The sequence below is a fragment of the Pandoraea sp. E26 genome (genome assembly GCF_000681415.1).
GTDB classification, from domain to species: domain Bacteria; phylum Pseudomonadota; class Gammaproteobacteria; order Burkholderiales; family Burkholderiaceae; genus Pandoraea; species Pandoraea pnomenusa.
Genome location: NZ_AYXJ01000013.1, coordinates 97,167 through 116,827 on the forward strand (window position 1 = coordinate 97,167; position 19,661 = coordinate 116,827).

The window sequence follows — 19,661 nt, forward strand, 5'->3', positions numbered from 1 at the left end:
TTATGCATTAATTTTCCTATTTCGGTACTCATCGTTTGCCCTGAGATGCGGCGCCTCCCCCGATATCGACGCCGCGCGCCAACCACTCTGCCCGAATACGCTTCATGTCCACCCCGAAGATTTCTCCCTACGATCGCCCCGCCGGTGGCTGGGGTGCGCTCAAAAACGTCGCCATTCAACTCGTTACGCAGGGCATTCCGCTCAAGGGCGCGCGCACACTGCTGAGCGCAAATCAGCCGAGCGGCTTCGATTGCCCGGGGTGTGCCTGGCCGGACCGCGAGCACGCCTCGACCTTCGAGTTCTGCGAAAACGGTGCCAAGGCGGTTGCCGCCGAGGCGACCAAGCGTCGCGTTACCCCCGAATTCTTCGCCGCGCACAGCGTGACCGACCTGCTCGCGCTGGACGATTACACGCTGGAAGGCTATGGCCGCCTCACGCATCCCATGCGTTACGATGCCGCAACCGACCGCTATCGACCGGTTGCCTGGCACGACGCGTTCGCGCTCATCGGCGAACACCTGCGCGCCTTGCCCGATCCGGACCAGGCAGCGTTCTACACGTCGGGACGCACGAGCAACGAGGCCGCATTCCTTTACCAGCTTTTCGTTCGCCAGTTCGGCACGAACAACTTCCCCGACTGCTCGAACATGTGCCACGAACCGACCAGTGTCGGCCTGCCACCGGTGGTTGGACTCGGCAAGGGCACCGTCACCCTGGACGATTTCGAGCATGCCGACACGCTCCTGCTGTTCGGGCAGAACCCCGGCACGAACCACCCGCGCATGCTCGGCGAACTGCGCGAAGCCGCGCGACGCGGCGCGACGATCGTCTCGGTGAACCTGCTGCACGAGCGCGGACTGGAGCGCTTTGCCGACCCGCAGAGCCCGACCGAAATGCTGAGCCTGGGCGGCACGCCGATCAGCGCGCACTACGTCACGCCCGCGTGCGGCGGCGACTTCGCGTTCGTGAAGGGGGTCGTCAAGCACGTGCTGGAGCGCGACGCCGAGGCCCGCAACAACGGCGAGCCCGCCCTGCTCGACGACGCCTTCCTGGCGGAACACACGCATGGATTCGACGCCTTCGCCGCCGACGTACGCGCCGAGCGCTGGGACGATCTCGAGCGCACCTCGGGCGTGTCGCAGGCGCAGATGTGCCGCATCGCCGACGTGTACCTGCGCGGCGAGCGCGTGATCGCCACCTGGGGCATGGGCATCACGCAGCACAAGCACGCCGTGGCGACCATCCAGATGATCGTCAACCTCATGCTTCTGCGCGGCAACATCGGACGCGCAGGCGCCGGACTTTGTCCGGTGCGCGGCCATAGCAACGTGCAGGGCGACCGCACCGTCGGCATCAATGAGAAGCCCTCGGCCGCGTTCCTGGCGCGGCTCGGCGAGGTCTTCGGCTTTGCGCCGCCCCAACGCGAAGGACTCAGCGTCGTCGATACGATTCCCGCCATGCTTGCCGGGCGAATCAAGGTCTTCATCGGGATGGGCGGCAACTTCGCGATGGCCACGCCCGATACGCCGCGCACCTGGGAAGCTCTGCGCCAGTGCGCGCTGACGGTGCACATTGCCACCAAGCTCAATCGCAGTCATCTGGTGCACGGCCGCGACGCGCTGATCCTGCCCTGTCTCGGCCGCACGGAAATCGACATGCAGGGCGGTGTGGCGCAAGGCGTCACCGTCGAGGACTCGATGAGCATGGTGCACCTCTCTTACGGGATCAACGCCCCGGCATCGGCGCACCTGCGCTCGGAGCCGGCCATCGTTGCCGGCATGGCGCAGGCCACGCTGGGGCGCGCACCCGCGGGCCACGCCAACTGGCATTGGTACGTCGAGGACTACGACCGCATCCGCGACGCCATCGCCGCGACTTTCGACGACTTCGCCGACTTCAATCGCCGCGTGCGACGTCCAGGCGGCTTCCGTCTGGACGTGCCGCCCGCCGAACGCCGCTGGCTCACCCCCAACGGCCGCGCCAACTTCACCACGCACCCACTGCCCGACGAAATGCCGATCGACAGCGCGCGTCGACATGCGGGCGCGCGCGGCGCCGAAGTCCTGCAACTTGCCACCATTCGCTCGCACGACCAGTACAACACCACGATCTACGGCCTGAATGACCGCTATCGCGGCGTGTTCGGTCAGCGGCGCGTCGTCTTCGCGAACCTCGAAGACCTCGACGCGCTCGGCTTCCGCGCGGGAGAACGGGTCGATATCGTCGGGGTGTGGCATGACGGGATCGCGCGCCGGGCGGATGACTTCCTGCTCGTGGCGTATGACATTCCGCGCGGCTGCGTTGCCGCCTACTATCCAGAGACCAACGCTCTGGTGCCGCTCGATGCGCTCGCCGACGGTGCGGGCACGCCTACCTCAAAATCCGTTCCCGTACTGCTGGAGCGCCGTCATGGCTGACGTGGCCGCCGCGTTCGCGCAGTGCTCGGGCGCAACGCCCGCCGATCCGTGCCTCGATCCGTGCCTCGATTCGCGTCCGGATTCACAGGCCGACCCCCTCGCCCGCGCCGAAGCAGAACTGGCGCGCGTGCTCGCGACGCTGGCAGAAGGGCAGCGGGAGGGGCGGGATTCGCTCTCGTTCGCCCGTCTGGCCAAGCGCAGCGCACTGCCGATGAGCACGTTGCTGCGCTACCTCGGCGTACTCGCCGACGCGCGCTGGGTCGTCATCGAGACATCCGAGCCCACACGGCAACACGTTCGACTCACACGTGCCGGCCTCGCACAGCACGACAGCCTTGCGACACATGCACCGCTCGCCACGTCGTCACCGGGATCGGAGGGGCTTGCACCGTAAGGAACCGCAACGCGGCTGACATATTTCCATCCCATGACGCGACATACACTCTCGTCGCAACCGTGACGCGCCATCCTCGCCAGGCGAGCATGCGGCGCCCGGCACGGCCTTCACGTCACGGAGACCTCATGGAGAATGTCGTCATCGACACCGCCTCGTGCGCCGCTGTTTCGATCGCCCCAGGACCGATGGGCGAGCCGGCCTCCCTGGCCGGCGACATGACACCCTCCCCGGCGCTATGGCGCCACGCCCGGCCTTCGCGCTGGAATCCATGGCTTATCGGCGTCGCCGGATTCACCGGCCTCTGGCAATGGCTCGGGCTTGGCTGGGCGCTGCGCCACTGGGGCGACACGGCCGCGTGGTCGCTGCTTCCGGTCCTGCTTCTCACCCCCATGCACTGGGGGTTGATTCACGAATCGATCCACGGACAGTTGCGTCTGAAGCCACGCGCCAACGAGCGCGCCGGCCGAGTCCTGGCCTTGCTGCTGGGGCTGCCGTTCGAAATCATGCGGTTCGGCCACCTGCTGCATCACCGCTTCACCCGCCAGCCATACGATCGCCCCGACATTTCGGCGTTGCCCGCCGACGCAACAATGGCAGCGCGCGCGCGCCGGTGGCTGGGCTATCAACTTCGGCTGCTGGGCGGCATGTGGCTGGCGGAAGTCTTCGCACCGCTCATCGCCTGGGTGCCCGCTCGGCACTTGCCCGAGCTGGCCGCGCGCACGCTCGGCACCGATCCGCAGGACGCCGACGTGCGCCGCCGCGTGGTGATGTTCGCCGCCGATCCGGTACGCCGACGCCGAATTCGACGCGACTTCGCCCTCCTCGTCGTCTTGGCGATCGCTGCCCTGTGGGCCTACGGCGCGTGGTGGCCAGTGTTCGCGGCGACGTTCGTGGCGCGCGGCGTTTGGCTATCGATCGCGGACAACCTGCCGCACTACGGCGTATCGATGGACGAACCCGCACGGGCTCGCAACTTCCGCGCGTGCGTCCCGGTACGGGCCCTGCTGCTCAATCAACACCTGCATCGCGTGCACCATCTTTATCCGACCGCGCCGTGGCACCTCCTGCCGGCGATCGATGCCGCGCAACCTCCCGGCGCGCCGGCGATACCTTACTGGCGTGGCGCCTTGCGCCAATTCGGCGGACCGCTTCCGGCCAGCTCGCTCATGGACCACGCCGAACGCGTCTCATAACAACCACTCGCCCCTCGCTTCGCACACCTTGCGAACCGACGCTCGGCACACGGCGCATCGGGCGCCGTTGTCCCGATACCACGCCGATCATGCCGTCGCCTGTCGTGTAACGCTCGGAATGCTTCGGGAATTATCCGAATCGTGATATAAATGCGAATCGTTTTTGTTAACGTTTGCGTTCACACGATTTGTCGTGCGAAGCGTTTGCACAGGGTTCGCATGTTGATTGGACTGGCCATCGCACTGGCATGGCTTGCGGGCGGCGCCTGCTACCTCACCTCGGAACACCAGCGTCTGCGAGCGCAGCGTCTGGCGACGCAGCCCGCACGCGCGGTCTCGCTCCTCGCCGCGATCGCATGTCTCGTTTGCTGGTGGCTGGCGGCGGGTCCGTCGGCAGGTGTCGCTTCCGCGTTCATGTCGCTGTGCTTCGGTCTGCTGTTCTGGCCCTACGCCGCTGGCGGCTGGCACTGGCTGCGTGGAGACGTGCATGTGGAGTAGAACCGTCGCCGGCCTCGTGCTCGGCTTTCTCGCGGCCATCGCGCTATGCGGCGCGATCGCCTATCTCACGCCAGCGGGCTGGCAAACGGCCGTCATTCCGGTGATCGCGCTTTTCCCGCTCTTGTGGCTCGGCCTGTTCGCGGTGGTCTACGCGAGCCGCACTGCGCGGCGCGCATGGATCGGCCTTGGCACCACCACGGTCGTTGCCTGGGTCGCGCTGCTGCTCGCGCGCGCCGTTTGGTGAGTTTCGCAAGGAGTCTTCGATGCGCGCCCAAACCCTGCGCCAATACCTGAGTGTCCACACGTGGGCCGGCATCGTGGCCGGTTTTGCACTGTTCGTCGCCATGCTCGGCGGGGCACTGACCGTCTTCCATCACGAAATCGAGCGCTGGGAACAACCGGCCACGCGTCATGCGCCACTCACGCTTGCGCAGACGGAGCAACTCGCCGAGATGGTTCGCGAGAAATACCCGGCCGCGCGCGAGCAAATGGGGGTGGTGCTCCCGAATCACTCGCCGACCCCGTTCGCCTACTGGCAGCAACCCGACGGCGAATGGATGCAGGCGCGGCTGCGGCTCGACGCCGACGGCTCGGCGCCGTCGCTGGTCACCGGCGACGCCCGCCCCGGCCTGTCCGCCACGATCAACGCGCTGCATTACTCGCTGTCGATTCCGACGGTCGGCCTGTACCTGATGGGGGTCGTGTCGCTGTTCTACGGCATGGCACTGATCTCCGGGGTGATCGTGCACCTGCCGCGCGTCACCCGCGACATCTTCGCGTTGCGCCCGGGACGCAACCTCAAGCGCTTCTGGCAAGACGCCCACAATGCCATCGGTGTGCTCAGCCTGCCGTTTCACATCGTCTTCGCCGTCACAGGCGCCCTGCTCTGCCTGAGCCTGCCGCTCATGATGGCGTTCAACGTGATCACGTTCGAGAACAAACTGATGTCGCAGATCCCGCAGATCACGGGATCCGTACCGGCAAAGGTCGCCCCCGTCGACGGCAAGCCGCTCGATCTGCCGGCCATCCTCGCGCACGCCGGCCGCGCCGCTCCGGACATGGAGGCGACCGCCGTTGCATGGTCCCGCTATGGGAAGCCGGATGCCGTCGCGGAGGTCTATGGCGAAGCGACCGATTCGCTTGGCGTGTTCGCGGCCGTTGCCGTTCGTCTGAACGATGGGCAAATCGTTGGCCAGCACAGCCCCGGCACACGCGACGCCAACCATGCCGTGCTCAGCATGATTTACGGTGCGCACTTCGGCAATTTCGCCGGCGACGCGATGCGCTGGGTGTACTTCGTACTCGGCCTGATGGGCGCAGTGCTCGTCTACAGCGGCAACCTGCTCTGGCTCGAATCGCGACGCAAGCGCAACACGGCCATCCAGCCCGCCAATCTGCGCTGGATGGCGAAGGCCACCGCCGGCGTTTTCCTGGGGACCTGCCTGGGGATCGCCGTAGCGTTTGTCGGCGCCGTCGTCGCGCCGGGCGCGACGGCACTGTCGATTTTCGTGGCCACGCTGGCCGTCTCGCTGGGCATCGCCGCCGTTGCCGCACCGGCCGTGGCCGCCACCGGCCTGCTCGCGGCGACAGCGCTTGCCTGCCTCGCGATCCCGGTGGCCGATGCCGCGTTCACGTCCGACAACCTCGTGAACTCGATGGCGGCCGGCGACTGGGTGCTGGCGGGGATCGATCTCGCCGCCGTTGCGTTTGCCGTGGCTTTTGCCCTGTTCGCCCGCGCCACGTGGCGACGCGCGCGGCACGGCGACCCCAACAGCGTTTGGGCAAACCCGGCAACCGGCGCGGCGCAAACGACGTCGGCCGCCAGCGCGACGAACAACGCGGCGACGCGGTAATTCGTCGCCCGCGCCCCCTAACGTCAGGGCTGCCCGAGCAGTCGCCCGCGTGAGCCGCCTGCGGCTCACGCCTCCCCATGAAGCATTCGATCGTTTTCAAAACGTACCCGTCGGCACACGACGCAACACAAATAGGGAGAGTCACTCCGATGTCGCACCACCGCCCCCTCGCAGGGCGCGCCTTCGCCTGCTCCGCACGCGAGCGCACCACGCATGAACCGCTGTCTCGTTTGACTTCGTCGCGCCTGCCTTGCGAACCGTCATCGGTCACACGCGCCGTGACCGGCGTATCCCCCGCGCGGGCGGTTGGCGTCATTTGGGCTGCATCGCTCACGCTGGCCGCTGGCAATGCGATGGCGCAGCAGGCACCGGCCACGGCTGACGTGGCGCAAGGCACCGCCGCCCTGCCTGCTACCAGCGTGTCGGCCGGGCGCGATGACGACGTGCGCGTCGAGCGGGTTTCGAGCGGCGCGCTAGGCACGCGCCGAGCGGTGGACACGCCGTTCTCTGTGGTCGCGGTCAACAGCGAGCAGATCAAGAACCAGATGGCGCAGACCGCCACGGACGCCTTCAAGTGGGACCCCGCGGTGAGCACCCTGTCGGAGAACAAGCGAAACGAGAATGCGTATTTCGCGGTGCGCGGCATGCGCGTCGACATGCTCGACGGGACCAAGGTCGACGGTCAGAATTTTGTGTCGTGGCAGGCCGACATTCCGCTCGAACCGTTCGAGCAGGTCGAGCTGCTCAAGGGCCTGTCGGGATTCATGTATGGCTTCGGTGCGCCGGGCGGCATCGTCAACTATGTGCTCAAGCGCCCGACGGACGAACCGCTGCGCCAGTTCTCCGTCGGCTACGAAGCCAGCAACGTCTGGAGCCAGAAGCTCGATCTGGGCGGACGCTTCGGCCCGGACAACCGTTTCGGCTATCGCCTGAATCTCGTGAACGAAGAAGGCAACACGGCCGAACCCAACAACCACGTGCGCCGCAAGACGATCTCGTTCGCGACGGACTTCCGCATTACCCGCGATCTCACCTGGTCGGCGGACGTGGCGTACTGGAAGCGCCAGACGACCGGCACCCTGTTCGGCCTGAACTTCGCGGGCGCCGGCGCGGTGCCCGATGCCAGCAAGGTCGCGCGCAATCTTGCCCAGCCCTTCTCGTATTACGAGACCGATGCCCTCACCGCGGGCACCGCGGTCGACTACCGCATCAACGATCGGTGGAAGGCGAACTTCAAGTACCGCTTTGCCCGGCAGAACCGCCTGAACGGCGACAGCTTCCTTTCGGTGCTCAATGCCGCGGGCGACTATGCGGATACGCAGTACAAGTGGAAGACGGCCTATTACTACCAGGCCTGGGACGGCATGCTGCAAGGCAAGTTCGACACCGGCCCGCTCAAGCACGACGTGGTTTTCGGGGTCTCGTACCAAAGCCAGGTCAAGCTCAACGACAACGGTCTGGGCGGCAATGGCATCGCCCTTGGCACGAGCAACATCTACAATCCGTCGCTGCTCCCCAACCAGGACATCGGACTCGATTACGAGCCTTACCGCAGCGAGAAGATTTCGCAGCGCGCGATCTTCGCGAGCGACACGGTGGGCATCACGTCGCGCATCTCCGCACTGGTCGGGCTGCGTTATACGCAGTTCAATGACGATCTGTACGACATTGCCGGGCAGACGAGCACCTCTTATCGCGCGAAGCCGGTCACGCCCACGCTCGCATTGATGTACAAGACGGACTCGGATTCCACGGCTTATGCGAGCTACGTCGAGTCGCTCGAACCGGGCGGCTCGGCAGGCGTCACCGACAATAACTATCCGCAGACGTTTGGCCCGCTCAAGAGCAAGCAGTACGAGGTGGGCTGGAAAGCAGACAAGCAGCGCTGGGGCGCGAATCTCGCGCTGTTCCGCGTGGAGCGCGGCTATGCTTACACGAACCAGGCGAACGACTTCGTGCAGGACGGCACGCAACGCTTCCAGGGGCTCGATGCGAGTGGCTGGGTACGTGTTGCGCGCGACTGGCGGGTTCTGGGCGGCGTACTGCTGCTCAACACGAAGGCCGTGGGCGTTGACGATCCGAGCGTGGCGGGCAAGCGCATCTTCGCCACGCCGAAGTATGTGGTGACCGGTCGCGTCGAATACGACACGCCGTTCGTGCGCGGCCTGACCCTGGCCGCGGGCGTGAAGGTCACCGGCCAGCAGGAAGTCGATGCCGCCAACACGCTGTCGATTCCGGCCTACACCACCATGGATGTGTCGGCGAAGTACGCCACGCGCATCGCCGGCAAGTCAGTCGTGTTGCGCGCCGCCGTCAACAACCTGACGGACAAGCACTACTGGACGACGACCTACAACGGCTTTGTGCTGCCGGGTTCGACCCGCACCTTCCTCGCCAGCGCCACGATGGACTTCTGAGCGTCGGCCGGAGAAACGACAAAGCCCCCGTGGGCTGGACTCGCGTCCGGTTCACGGGGGCTTTTCGCTGACAGCGGCGCGCTTGCCCGGCGGTCACGTCACGACCGGGCAACGATGCGGTGACGACCACGCCGCGATCAGGCGATGCTCGTCACCGCGTGAGGCAACGTCCCTGTCAGCCGACGAACGCGCGCTCGACGAGGTAGTGGCCCGGCGCGTGGTTGTGACCTTCCACAAAGCCGCGCTTTTCCAGCAACTCGCGCGTGTCCTTGAGCATGGCCGGGCTACCGCACAGCATGACGCGGTCGTTTTCCGGAGTGAATTCCGGCAGGCCGATGTCGGCGAACATCTTGCCCGATTCCACCAGCTCCGTAATACGGCCCTGGTTCTCGAATTCTTCGCGCGTGACGGTCGGATAGTAGATCAGCTTGTCGCGGACATACTCGCCCAGATACTCATGCTCCGGCAGGTGCTGGGTAATCAGATCGCGATACGCCAGTTCGCTGGCGAAGCGGCAGCCGTGCACCAGAATGATGTGCTCGTAGCGGTCGTAGACTTCCGGATCTCGAATGATGCTCATGAACGGCGCGAGGCCCGTGCCCGTCGAGAGCAGATACAGATTCTTGCCCGGCAGCAGATTGTCGTTGATGAGCGTGCCGGTCGGCTTGCGGCCGACGATGACCTTGTCGCCCGGCTTCAAATGTTGCAGACGCGAGGTCAGCGGACCGTCCTGCACCTTGATGCTCAGGAACTCCAGCTCTTCCTCGTAATTCGCGCTCGCCATGCTGTAGGCGCGCAGCAGCGGCTTGCCCTCCACTTCCAGACCAATCATCGTGAACTGGCCATTGACGTAACGGAACGAAGCGTCGCGAGTGGTCTTGAAGCTGAACAACGTATCAGTCCAGTGGTGGACTTCCAGCACGGTCTGTTGATTCTGAGTACTCATATTGGCTTGACGTTAGACAAAGGGCGACGCGGCACATCGGCAAAAACGGCGGCGCTGACGGCCGGGAATGCCTGCGTTGCGTGTGCACGGGCCGTCCTTGATGGCCCCGATGCCCGAGCGCCTGGTGCATCGGATCGACGCACTTTCGGTTTTGGGCGGGAAAACCCGACTATTTTACCCGAATTGGGAATTGCTTTCATTTGTCCGTGCGGGCCGCCAGGGGGCTCGGGCGGGGGGGGCGATGGCGACCCGGCGCCTGCCGCGGCCGGCGGCGGGCTGCCCGATATAGGGTCGTATCCCTGCGCGCCAAGATGCCAGGCCAACCGGCGAGCGCCGAGCGGCGGCGCGCACAGCAGGGCCGCCGCGAAGCCGGCCCCGTAAAGCGGCGACCCGTTAAGCTGGCTGATCCACGTGAAGCCCGCGTTGAGCACCACGAGCAGCGCCTTGATGGGAATGCGCTTTACACACGGCGGGTCCCAGCGCGCCCATTGTTCTCGCCGTTGCGCCGTGCAAAATCTGTCAGGAAACCGACGCACCGTCGAAGCGGTACGGCCCATCGAACGGGCCGACAAAGGCGTGATGTGTTCGCACGCCGGCCCCGGGTTGCCAGAGATGCAATGCGAAGCCGGGCGGTTCGAGCGAGATCGTCTCTGGAGCGCCAGGTGCCAGACCGAGCGAAATCTGATGCGCGGTGGACACGCACGTGCTGGCCATGACGTTGGGCGCACCGGGGACCTGGGCCTGGATGCTGCGGTGCAGGTGCCCGCAGATCACGCGCTCGATATGACCGTGGCGCGACGTCACGCGCGCGAATCCCTCGCGCCCGGCGCTGGACAATCCGTAGCCGTCCATGAATTCGATGCCCGTCTCGAACGGCGGATGGTGCATCGCAATGATCGTCGGGCGTCCGGCGCAGGCGTGCAATTGCGCGTCGAGCCAGGAGAGCCGCGACTCGCAAAGGTGGCCGCTCGCGCCCGGCGGGTCCTGAGTATCGAGCGCCAACACGGTCGTCGGGCCCAGGTCGACACGATATTGTAAAAATTCGTAACCGGTTCGCAGATAAACGTGCTCGGGAAACGCGTCGCGCAACGCCTCACGATGGTCATGATTGCCCACGACCAGGTACAACGGCATGGTCAGTTCCGCGAGACACTCCCGGAGTACTTCGTATTCCGACGGATGCGCCGTATCGATGAGATCGCCGGTCGCGATCACGGCATCGGGACGCGGCGTCAGGTGATTGATGGCGGCGATCGCGCGACGCAGCGCAAGTGCGGTGTCGACACGCCCACACGCCAACGCGCCGGGACGCGTGACGTGAAGATCGGTGATCTGGCAGAGCAGCATGAGACTTTCCTTGATGACGAATGGCGCCGCCATTCGAGTGTAGGACGCGCACGCTCGCGCGCGGTCCACAGGCCGCGGACACGCTAGACGTCGCAGATGACAAGCCAGTGACGCCCCGACGATCGCCGCTGCCGTGCACGCGCGGTACAACCAAAAGTCGCCCCGCCGCGCAAGCCCCGATCAGCTAGGGAAACTCCCAAAGCCCGCCCGGCAAGGGATTGCGGGCGGGCATGACCGAAGATGCTTGCAGTTACCGGGGTTTTGCCATCAAGAACAAGAAAGTACGCGGCATAGCGCAACAAAATCGCCGCAAACCATTGTCAGGACTGGCCCTCAGCGCGCCGATGGCTCTATAATGCGGCTGCCCGGCCAGTGCCAGCGCCCTCACGATATGTGACGAAACCGATCCCCGGATCGGGTTCGCGTAACGTGCCGCGAAGGCGACATTCTGGCGTGAGCCGCGTGCCTTATGGCGCGGATACAACACCGGCACTCGCCAAATGGCGAAAGTGTTAGAGTTGTCGCCGGTATTCACCACCTCTCAAGGGAAACACACATGAACAAACAGGAACTGATCGACGCCGTCGCCGGCGCTACGGGTGCCAGCAAGGCTCAAACCGGCGAGACCATCGATACGCTGATCGAGGTTATCAAGAAAGCCGTCGCCAAGGGTGATACGGTTCAGTTGATCGGCTTCGGCTCGTTCGGTTCGGGCAAGCGTGCCGCGCGTACCGGCCGCAACCCGAAGACCGGCGAAGCGATCAAGATCCCGGCCGCCAAGACCGTGAAGTTCACGGCTGGCAAGGCGTTCAAGGACGCTGTGAACAAGAAGTAAAGCCAGTTGCGCGCAGGCCGGCCTTCGTGCCGGCCTATCTTTTTTGCTCGCCCGGCCATTCGCGGTAGGCGGCAACAAATGGACGTTGCATCATCCTCTAGCGAGGTCCACGACTGATGTAACGCTGCGCGCCTCGCGGGTGTCCTGCGCACCGATTCCCGGAGATCCGGGCGCCCGCGACAAATTCCCCTCGGTAGTTCAAGGGCCCGCGGCCCGCAATCCCTCTTCCCGCTCTTCCCGCTCTTCCCCCTCTTCCCCGCGTACCGATCCACGGCATCGTGTCGCAGCGTATTTTTTCGTCACGCTTGCCCCCGAGTGTTCTATGCTATGTTGCGTGACATGACACGCGCGACGACTGCGGCCATTGCCGCCTCTGCCGAGGGATCGCCCGCCGATGGCCATACCGAAGCGGCTGCGACGTCCCCGCCCGGCGCCAAACAGGCGCGGCGCACGTCGGCCGCACACCTGCTCGTCGCCCTCGCCGCGCTTGCGCTGACGCAATGGCCGACATCGCGGGGGGCACACGCCGGCGCCCCACCCGCCGAATCGATCGATCCGGAAGCACTGCACGCCTTGCGAATCACCGCGCGCCGCCTGCGCACGTTGCTCGACGTCTTTTCGCCGTGGATCAAACCGCGGTGGCGCCGCGAGTTGACGGAAGAATTGCACTGGCTCGGCGAGTCGACCGGCCTGACACGAGACGCCGATGTGTTCGCCACGTCCACGTTGCCCGCACTGCGCATCGAACATCCGGCTATCGACTGGCCCGCCATCGACGTACATGTCGCGAAACTGCGTGGCGACGCCAACAGAAAGGCCGCCGAAGCCTTGACGAGCGATCGTCAGCGTGCACTGCACTCGTGCTTGCGCGACGCTTTTGGCATACAGAACGACGGCAGTGCCGACCCGCGCGCCGCCAAAGCCCTGCGACGCCCGTCGCGCACTCCCGGCAAGCGCCCTCGCGCGCTGGCCAAACATGCACACAATGTGCTGCGCGCGCGATACATCGCATTGTTTCCGCAAGCGCGCCAGCTGGCGATGCTCGACACCGAACAACTGCACGCCTTGCGCGTGAAGCTGAAGCAAGCTCGCTACAGCACCGAAGCGCTGGCGCCATGGATGCGCAAGGCGGTCCGCGCGCCGTATCAGGATACGCTTCGCGTCGCGCAGGAATTGTTGGGGCAAGTCAACGACGCGGTCGTCGCGCAACGTCTTCTCGAAGCCATGGCCCTGAGCGCTGCCCACCGCGACACACTCACGGGTCGCCTCGACAGCCTGATCGTGAATACCACGAGTCGTGCGGCCCATGTGCTGTGTCATCTACCGGACGCCCACACCCTCGAACGCGGCATGCGTCCGGGGCGGAGATGAAGCGGGCGTCGGCAAGGTCGCTCGGCCCGCGCCGTGCGTCACACCACTTTCATGCGCAGCAGACGCATGCCGTTGGCGATCACCAGCAGGCTCGCGCCAACGTCGGCGAACACGGCCATCCACAATGATGCCAGGCCAACGACAGCCAATGCGAAGAACACGACCTTGATGGCCAGTGCCATCGCGATGTTCTGCTTGAGCACCGTCGCAGACCGTCGGGACAACATCAGGAATGCCGGCAGCTTGCGCAGATCGTCGTCCATCAGAGTGACGTCGGCCGTCTCGAGCGCGCTATCGGTCCCCGTGACCCCCATCGCAAACCCCACGTCGGCTGCCGCCAGTGCGGGCGCATCGTTGATGCCATCGCCGACCATGCCCACGTGACCGAACTTTTCGCGAAGCGACGACACTGCCTGCCACTTGTCCTCGGGCAGCATCTCGGCACGCACATCGCTCACGCCGGCCTGCTCGCCGATCACCTGTGCGGTCGCGCGATTGTCGCCCGTCAGCATGACGGTGCTCACGCCCATGGTCGTCAATCGCGCAACGGCCTCCCGGCTTTCTTCCCGCAACGTGTCGGCCACGGCCAGCACCGCGAGCGCCTGCGTTTCGCTGGCCAGCACGATTGCCGTGCGCGCCTGCGCCTCGAGACGCGCGAGCTCGGCTTCCACGGTCGCATTGCACACGCCCAGCGACTCGATCAGACGATGATTGCCCAGGTAATACAGCGCCTGTCCCACGCGCCCCTTCACGCCCATGCCGGCAAGCGCCTCGACATCGGTCACTTCCGGCAGATCTCCCAGCTTCGCCTGCCGGAACCCGTCGACGACGGCGCGCGCGATGGGGTGCGTGGTCTGGGCGTCGAGGGCAGCGGCGAGCGTCAGCACGTCGTCGTGCGACGCACTACCCAGTGGCACCACGTCGGTGAGGTGTGGTTCCCCTCGCGTGAGGGTGCCCGTCTTGTCGAGCGCCACCGCCCGAATCAGACGGCCGCTCTCGAGGAACGCGCCGCCCTTGATCAGAATGCCGGCGCGCGCCGCAGCGGTCAGACCGCTCACCACGGTCACTGGCGTGGAGATCACCAATGCGCAGGGACACGCGATGACCAGCATCACCAGCGCCTTGTAGATCCACGGCGACCACGCAAGACCGAAGGCCAGCGGCGGCACGATCGCCACCAGCAATGCGCAGAGCACGACGACCGGCGTATAGATGCGCGAGAACTTATCGACGAAACGCTGCGTGGGCGAGCGTTGCTGCTGCGCCGTCTCGACGATGCGTACGATGCGCGCGAGCGTCGTGTCACCGGGCGCCACGTTGGTGCGGTAGACGATCAGCCCGCTCTCGTTGATGCTGCCCGCGTAGACGTCGTCGCCCACGGTCTTGTCGACGGGCACGCTTTCGCCCGTGATCGATGCCTGATTGAGCGCCGAACTCCCTTGCTCGATGACGCCGTCGATGGCGATGCGCTCTCCCGGACGAGCGCGCACGCGCGCACCGATCGGCAGCGTCGCCGCAGGCACCTCGCGCCAGCTGCCGTCAGGCTGCTCGACCGATGCCTGATCAGGTGCCAGGCGCATGAGCGCCTCCACGGCGCGCCGTGCACGCGAGAGCGACGCCGCTTCGAGCTTCTCCGATAGCGCGAAAAGCACGATCACCATCGCCGCTTCCGGCCACTGCCCGATGACCATCGCGCCGATGACCGCGAGCGACATCAGGAAATGTATGTTCAGCGTGAGGTGGCGCAGTGCGATCCAGCCTTTCTTGAGCGTCGGCAGGCCGCACGCGAGAATCGCGGCGACCACCATGGCGCCGACCCATGGGCTATGCTCCGGCACGCCCGACCAGACGACGATCTCGCTCGCCGCGGCGAGTACGCCGCCAGCAACGAGACCCGCCACGTCGGAATTGCGACCGGCCGGCGGCGGCGGTGCGGCTTCGCCTTCAGTGAGCGGAACCGGCGTCATGCCAAGTTTGCGCAGGGTGTCGGCCACCGCGTCGCCATGACGGCTGACGTCGTCCGTCGAGCTACGGGCGTCGAACACGACCGTCAATTCACGTTTCAACAGGTTGAAGTACAGGCCGTCGACCCCCGGGCGCCGCTCCAGTTGGTCACGGATCAAACGCTCCTCCGTGGGGCAATCCATCTGATCGATACGGAAGCGCGCCTGCGGCGCGTTGGCGTCGGGCGTGCCTGTCGGCGCCGACGGGGCGAACGCGGCGCCAGCGGCACAACACGAAGCCGTCGAATGGCCGTTTGCCCCACCCGGCGCGCAGGCATCGCCATGATCATGCGCGTGATCATGCGAATGGCCATGCGAGGCGTCATGATCGTGCCGATGCGCATGCCCGTGGTCGTGGCCATGCGCGTGGCCGGAAACGTCGCCGCGGTGACCCGGCGCCGCGCCATCCGTCACGCTCGCGCCCGCCAGACGTGTCACATCCGAGGGATCCGAGGGTTTGGACATGTGAACTCCTGGTTTACTGATTCGTGTTACTCTCCATTGAAAACCCTGTAGTGACTACGGAGTCAAGCATGAAAATCGGAGAACTGGCCCGGGCGGCGGGTACCGATGTCGAAACGATCCGCTATTACGAGCGTGCCGGCCTCCTGTCGGCCCCGCCGAGGACCGACACGGGCTACCGCGCCTACGGCGAAGACCATCTGGAAGCGCTGCGCTTCATTCGCCACTGCCGCTCGCTCGACATGCCGCTCGCCGACGCGAAGCGTTTGAGCGAACTCGCCTACGATACGAACGTGACCTGCGAAGACGCCAACCACCTGATCGAGGCACATCTGGCCCGTGTCCATGCCCGCATCCATGAGTTGCAAGCGCTCGAGCAGCAGTTGCTGCATCTGCAGGCACAATGCCAGAGCCGACACGAAACGAGCGATTGCGGCATCCTGCGCGCGCTCATGCAAGGGGCTCATGGCGAAGCCTGCGCCTGCCACAGCGAAAGCGATCCCGTCGACGTCGCCTGCGACCACGATCCTCTGCATGCGTGAACCAGGCGCGCGCCGCCCGGTGCCTGACCAGCGCCGTCCCGCGTCCATAGGCGAGTGACGCCCGCCTCGTAAACCAATCGACGTCGCCTGCGCGAACGTCGCTCCCTCCATCGCCCCCCCTGCGCTGCCAGGGTTGCCCGCGCGGGCGCCGATGCGTCGGACATCGCTTGCCGAACGCGACATCCCCCGACGAACGGGGTACGCCACGCGCTCCCTGGGATGATCGCCTCGACCCAACGCACCGGGCGATCGTGGCGATTCACCGCGCCCGCCCTGAAAACAGGGGCAAAACACCGCAGTTTCTATACAATGTTCCGCACGCGTCGCGACGCAGGCCTTTCGTTCGTGCAAGGCCCTGCGGTTCGATGCTCAGGATGCGCACGAATATGTCGTAATCCGTTCCAATTCTTGCTTCTTTGTCGGAGATCTTATGTCCAGCGATGTATCCGCGACGCCCGTGCCCGCGACGCAAAGCAGCGCCGACATCGTCATCATGGGTGCGGGGGCTGCCGGCATTTCCGTCGCGGCCAGCCTGCGCCGCCGCCGGCCGTCCCTGACGATCACGATCGTGGACCCGGCCGACACGCATTACTACCAGCCGGCATGGACGCTTGTGGGTGCGGGTGAATTCGATCCTGCGCGCACGGCCCGGCCGATGGCAAGCGTCATCCCCGAAGGCGTCGATTGGATTCAGGCGGCCGTCATGGCTTTCGCGCCGGAACGTTCGCAGATTCTTCTCTCCAACGGACGTCCGTTGACCTACCGCTACCTCATCGTGGCGCCGGGACTGCAACTGAACTGGGAAGCGATCGACGGCCTGACCGATACGCTCGGGCGCAATGGCGTCACTTCCAACTATCGCTTCGACCTCGCACCGTACACCTGGTCGCTGGTACGCGACTTCAAGGGCGGCAACGCCCTGTTCACGCAACCGCCCATGCCGATCAAATGCGCGGGCGCACCACAGAAGGCGATGTATCTGTCGGCCGACACCTGGCGCCAGCGCGGCGTGCTCGACAAGACCAAGATCGAATTCCATCTGGTGGCGCCGGCGCTGTTCGGCGTGAAGGAGTACGTTCCCGCGCTGATGGCGTATGTGAACCGCTACGGCATTTCGCTCAACCATCTCTCCCATCTGCGCGCGGTCGACGGTGAGCGCCGCGTGGCTCGCTTCGAGATTTTCGATGCTGACGGTCAGTCGCAGTTCGTGGACAAGCCGTTCGATCTGCTGCATGTCGTGCCGCCACAAAGCGCGCCCGACGTATTGCGTGCAAGCCCGCTCGCCGATGCGGCGGGTTGGTGCGAAGTCGATCACGCCACGCTGCGTCATCCGCGCTACGCGAACGTCTTCGGGCTCGGCGACGCCATTTCGGCGCCCAATGCCAAGACCGCTGCCGCAGCCCGCAAGCAGGCTGTCGTCGTGGCCGAAAATCTGCTCGCCACCATGGACGGCCGCCCCCTTACCCTGCATTACGATGGTTATGGCGCTTGCCCGCTCACGGTGGAACACGGCAAGATCGTGCTCGCCGAGTTTGGCTATGGCGGCAAGCTGCTGCCCACGTTCCCGATCGACGGCACGCGTGCGACCCGCACCGCCTGGGTGCTCAAAAAGTACGTACTGCCCAAGGTCTATTGGGATTACATGCTTCGCGGGCGCGAATGGCTGGCACGACCGAGCCGCCCCCGACCATAGGTGAAACCCCAACTCAATTTTCAGACACGGGTGCCGTTAAAAACGAAAGAACCCGGTTTCGCGACCGGGCACGAGCTTCTAGTCGGGCCACGCCTTGCGCGCGGTCTGCCGGAGCGCGGGAGGATGGCACGTGGTGGCGCGACGGCGCTCACGCGCCCCCCGTTCCCCGCACGATGGCCGACACATTTACGCGTCTTATGCAGAACATGATTCAAGGGTTTTCTGGCGGCACGACCTGTTCGACGCGCGGGCTTGCGATGCCCTGCGGCTTTACACGCGGCAATGACCAACGTTCAACCGAGCGGACACCCGGTGCCCGCCTGCCGAGATGAACGATACGAACGCGCTGCGCCGGCAAGTCGTTCTCGCCGACCTCCTGCTGGACCGCCAGCGGCTCCTTCGCGCCCTCAGCCTGGAGTTGCGAACCCCCAGCCCCCCCAACAGCCACAGTGCGCTGGTGGTGCTGCACGTCGGGCGAGGTCAGCGCACGGCGACCAGCCAATCCGCCGTTTCCGACGCCGATCTGCTCGCGACCATCGCGTTCAGAATCGGCTCGCGTATCCGCCGGCGCGATCTCATTGGCCGGGTATCCGATCAGCAGATAGCCATCCTCCTGCGCGATCTCGGCAGCCGTGAGGCGGCGGTGCAAGTCACACGTCGCTTCATCCGCTCGGGCGAGTCGCCGGTGCCGTGCGGCAACGGCCTGCTTTACCCGATCCTGTCCGCGGGCATCACGCACCTGCCGCAGGTGCCCGTGTGGCCCGCCACGCTGCTCGAACACACCTCCGACGTCGCCGATCAGGCCATCCGCGAGAGCGCGTCGCGCTTTCTTGTCACGGAAGCCCCTTGCGCGCCGACCGAGGGCATCAACCCGCCGGACGAGGCAGGCAACGAACACCATTGGCGCAGTGCCATCGGACGCGCGCTGTCGGATTCGGAATTCCGCCTGCATTACCAGCCGCAAATCGATATGCGCACTCACCGGCTCACCGGACTCGAGGCGCTGATCCGCTGGCAGCGCGACGACGAACTGATCATGCCCGGCGAGTTCATTCCGGCGGCCGAACGGTGCGACGTGATCGGACCGATCGGCGACTGGACGCTCCAGGAGGCCTGCCGGCAACTCGATCAGTGGCACAAGGCGGGGGAGGAATACCCGCGCGTGGCCGTCAACCTGTCCGCGCAGCAGATGCGCGTGCAGACGCTGGAGACCGTGCGTTACGCCCTTCGGCACCATCGCGTGCCGCCGGACAAGCTCGAAATCGAAATCACCGAATCGTCGCTGATCTCTCACCTCGACGAAGCCGCCACGTTGATGAACGAACTCGTGGCCATGGGCGTGCGGTTGTCGCTCGACGATTTCGGCACCGGCTATTCGAGTTTCGTGCGTCTGAAACGCTGGCCGTTCGGCACCGTGAAGATCGATTACCAGTTCGTGGCCGGCGTACTGCTCGGTGGCTACGACACCGAACTCATCCGTGCGATCATCGCCATTGCCCGCAAGCTCGAAATCGAAACCGTCGCGGAAGGTGTCGAGACCAGCGCGCAACGCGATGCCCTCGCCTCGATGGGCTGCCACGCGTGGCAGGGTTATCATTGCACACGTCCCCTTCCGCCCGGACACATCGAGACATTCATCCGAGACTGGCACGGGCGCCTGTAAGCGCGTCTGCACCCGCATTTGCCG

15 protein-coding genes are annotated in these 19,661 nt (G+C 65.5%); 12 read left to right on the top strand and 3 right to left on the bottom strand.

Translation table 11 applies throughout. The features are described from left to right. Nucleotides 1-104 precede the first annotated feature (104 nt). The 7 genes from W930_RS0109840 (at nucleotide 105) to W930_RS0109870 (ending at nucleotide 8,775) form a co-directional block, all read left to right on the top strand. Nucleotides 105-2,417, top strand: coding sequence for an FdhF/YdeP family oxidoreductase (locus W930_RS0109840; RefSeq protein ID WP_023874202.1), 2,313 nt, complete (start codon nucleotides 105-107; stop codon nucleotides 2,415-2,417). Continuing rightward, the gene (locus W930_RS26885; protein WP_024788682.1) at nucleotides 2,410-2,811 is read left to right on the top strand and encodes a helix-turn-helix domain-containing protein; all 402 of its coding nucleotides are present in this window, start codon (nucleotides 2,410-2,412) and stop codon (nucleotides 2,809-2,811) included. The genes W930_RS0109840 and W930_RS26885 overlap by 8 nt, the downstream gene beginning before the upstream one ends. 128 nt (nucleotides 2,812-2,939) lie before the next feature. Then, on the top strand, nucleotides 2,940-4,007 hold the full coding sequence (locus W930_RS26890; RefSeq protein ID WP_023596154.1) for a fatty acid desaturase: 1,068 nt from the start codon (nucleotides 2,940-2,942) through the stop codon (nucleotides 4,005-4,007). Between the two features lie 219 nt (nucleotides 4,008-4,226). Then, nucleotides 4,227-4,505, top strand: a complete 279-nt coding sequence (locus tag W930_RS0109855) for a hypothetical protein (RefSeq protein ID WP_023596155.1) — start codon at nucleotides 4,227-4,229, stop codon at nucleotides 4,503-4,505. Next, nucleotides 4,495-4,749 carry a hypothetical protein gene (locus W930_RS26895; protein WP_023596156.1) on the top strand — a complete coding sequence of 85 codons (255 nt, stop codon included), beginning with the start codon at nucleotides 4,495-4,497 and terminating at the stop codon, nucleotides 4,747-4,749. Before W930_RS0109855 ends, W930_RS26895 begins: the two co-directional genes overlap by 11 nt. 19 nt (nucleotides 4,750-4,768) lie before the next feature. Continuing rightward, nucleotides 4,769-6,358 carry a PepSY domain-containing protein gene (locus tag W930_RS26900; protein ID WP_023874199.1) on the top strand — a complete coding sequence of 530 codons (1,590 nt, stop codon included), beginning with the start codon at nucleotides 4,769-4,771 and terminating at the stop codon, nucleotides 6,356-6,358. A gap of 149 nt (nucleotides 6,359-6,507) precedes the next feature. Next, nucleotides 6,508-8,775, top strand: a complete 2,268-nt coding sequence (locus W930_RS0109870) for a TonB-dependent siderophore receptor (protein ID WP_023596158.1) — start codon at nucleotides 6,508-6,510, stop codon at nucleotides 8,773-8,775. A gap of 175 nt (nucleotides 8,776-8,950) precedes the next feature. Here W930_RS0109870 and W930_RS0109875 read toward each other — a convergent pair whose 3' ends face one another. After that, entirely contained in the window at nucleotides 8,951-9,721 is a 771-nt protein-coding gene (locus tag W930_RS0109875; RefSeq protein WP_023596159.1) for a ferredoxin--NADP reductase, read from the bottom strand. Between the two features lie 519 nt (nucleotides 9,722-10,240). Next, nucleotides 10,241-11,068, bottom strand: coding sequence for a phosphodiesterase (locus W930_RS0109880; protein WP_023874198.1), 828 nt, complete (start codon nucleotides 11,066-11,068; stop codon nucleotides 10,241-10,243). A 556-nt stretch (nucleotides 11,069-11,624) separates the two neighbouring features. Here W930_RS0109880 and W930_RS0109885 point away from each other — a divergent pair. Continuing rightward, nucleotides 11,625-11,903, top strand: coding sequence for an HU family DNA-binding protein (locus W930_RS0109885; RefSeq protein ID WP_023596162.1), 279 nt, complete (start codon nucleotides 11,625-11,627; stop codon nucleotides 11,901-11,903). Nucleotides 11,904-12,242: 339 nt separating this feature from the next. Next, complete coding sequence (locus W930_RS0109890; protein ID WP_158516332.1) at nucleotides 12,243-13,274, top strand: CHAD domain-containing protein; 1,032 nt, start codon at nucleotides 12,243-12,245, stop codon at nucleotides 13,272-13,274. A 38-nt stretch (nucleotides 13,275-13,312) separates the two neighbouring features. Here the strand turns inward: W930_RS0109890 and W930_RS26905 are convergent, their stop codons facing one another. Next, nucleotides 13,313-15,742 carry a cation-translocating P-type ATPase gene (locus W930_RS26905; protein WP_023874196.1) on the bottom strand — a complete coding sequence of 810 codons (2,430 nt, stop codon included), beginning with the start codon at nucleotides 15,740-15,742 and terminating at the stop codon, nucleotides 13,313-13,315. A gap of 68 nt (nucleotides 15,743-15,810) precedes the next feature. Here W930_RS26905 and W930_RS0109900 point away from each other — a divergent pair, with 68 nt between their 5' ends. The 3 genes from W930_RS0109900 to W930_RS29130 all read left to right on the top strand — a co-directional run bounded on the left by W930_RS0109900 (nucleotide 15,811) and on the right by W930_RS29130 (nucleotide 19,637). Beyond that, nucleotides 15,811-16,281: a Cd(II)/Pb(II)-responsive transcriptional regulator gene (locus W930_RS0109900; RefSeq protein ID WP_023596165.1), complete on the top strand. Its 471-nt coding sequence runs from the start codon at nucleotides 15,811-15,813 to the stop codon at nucleotides 16,279-16,281. A 430-nt stretch (nucleotides 16,282-16,711) separates the two neighbouring features. After that, nucleotides 16,712-17,974 (top strand): FAD/NAD(P)-binding oxidoreductase, encoded by a 1,263-nt coding sequence (locus W930_RS0109905; RefSeq protein ID WP_051610641.1) that lies wholly within the window; start codon nucleotides 16,712-16,714, stop codon nucleotides 17,972-17,974. Nucleotides 17,975-18,302: 328 nt separating this feature from the next. Then, nucleotides 18,303-19,637 (top strand): bifunctional diguanylate cyclase/phosphodiesterase, encoded by a 1,335-nt coding sequence (locus W930_RS29130; RefSeq protein WP_023596167.1) that lies wholly within the window; start codon nucleotides 18,303-18,305, stop codon nucleotides 19,635-19,637. Nucleotides 19,638-19,661: the final 24 nt, after the last annotated feature.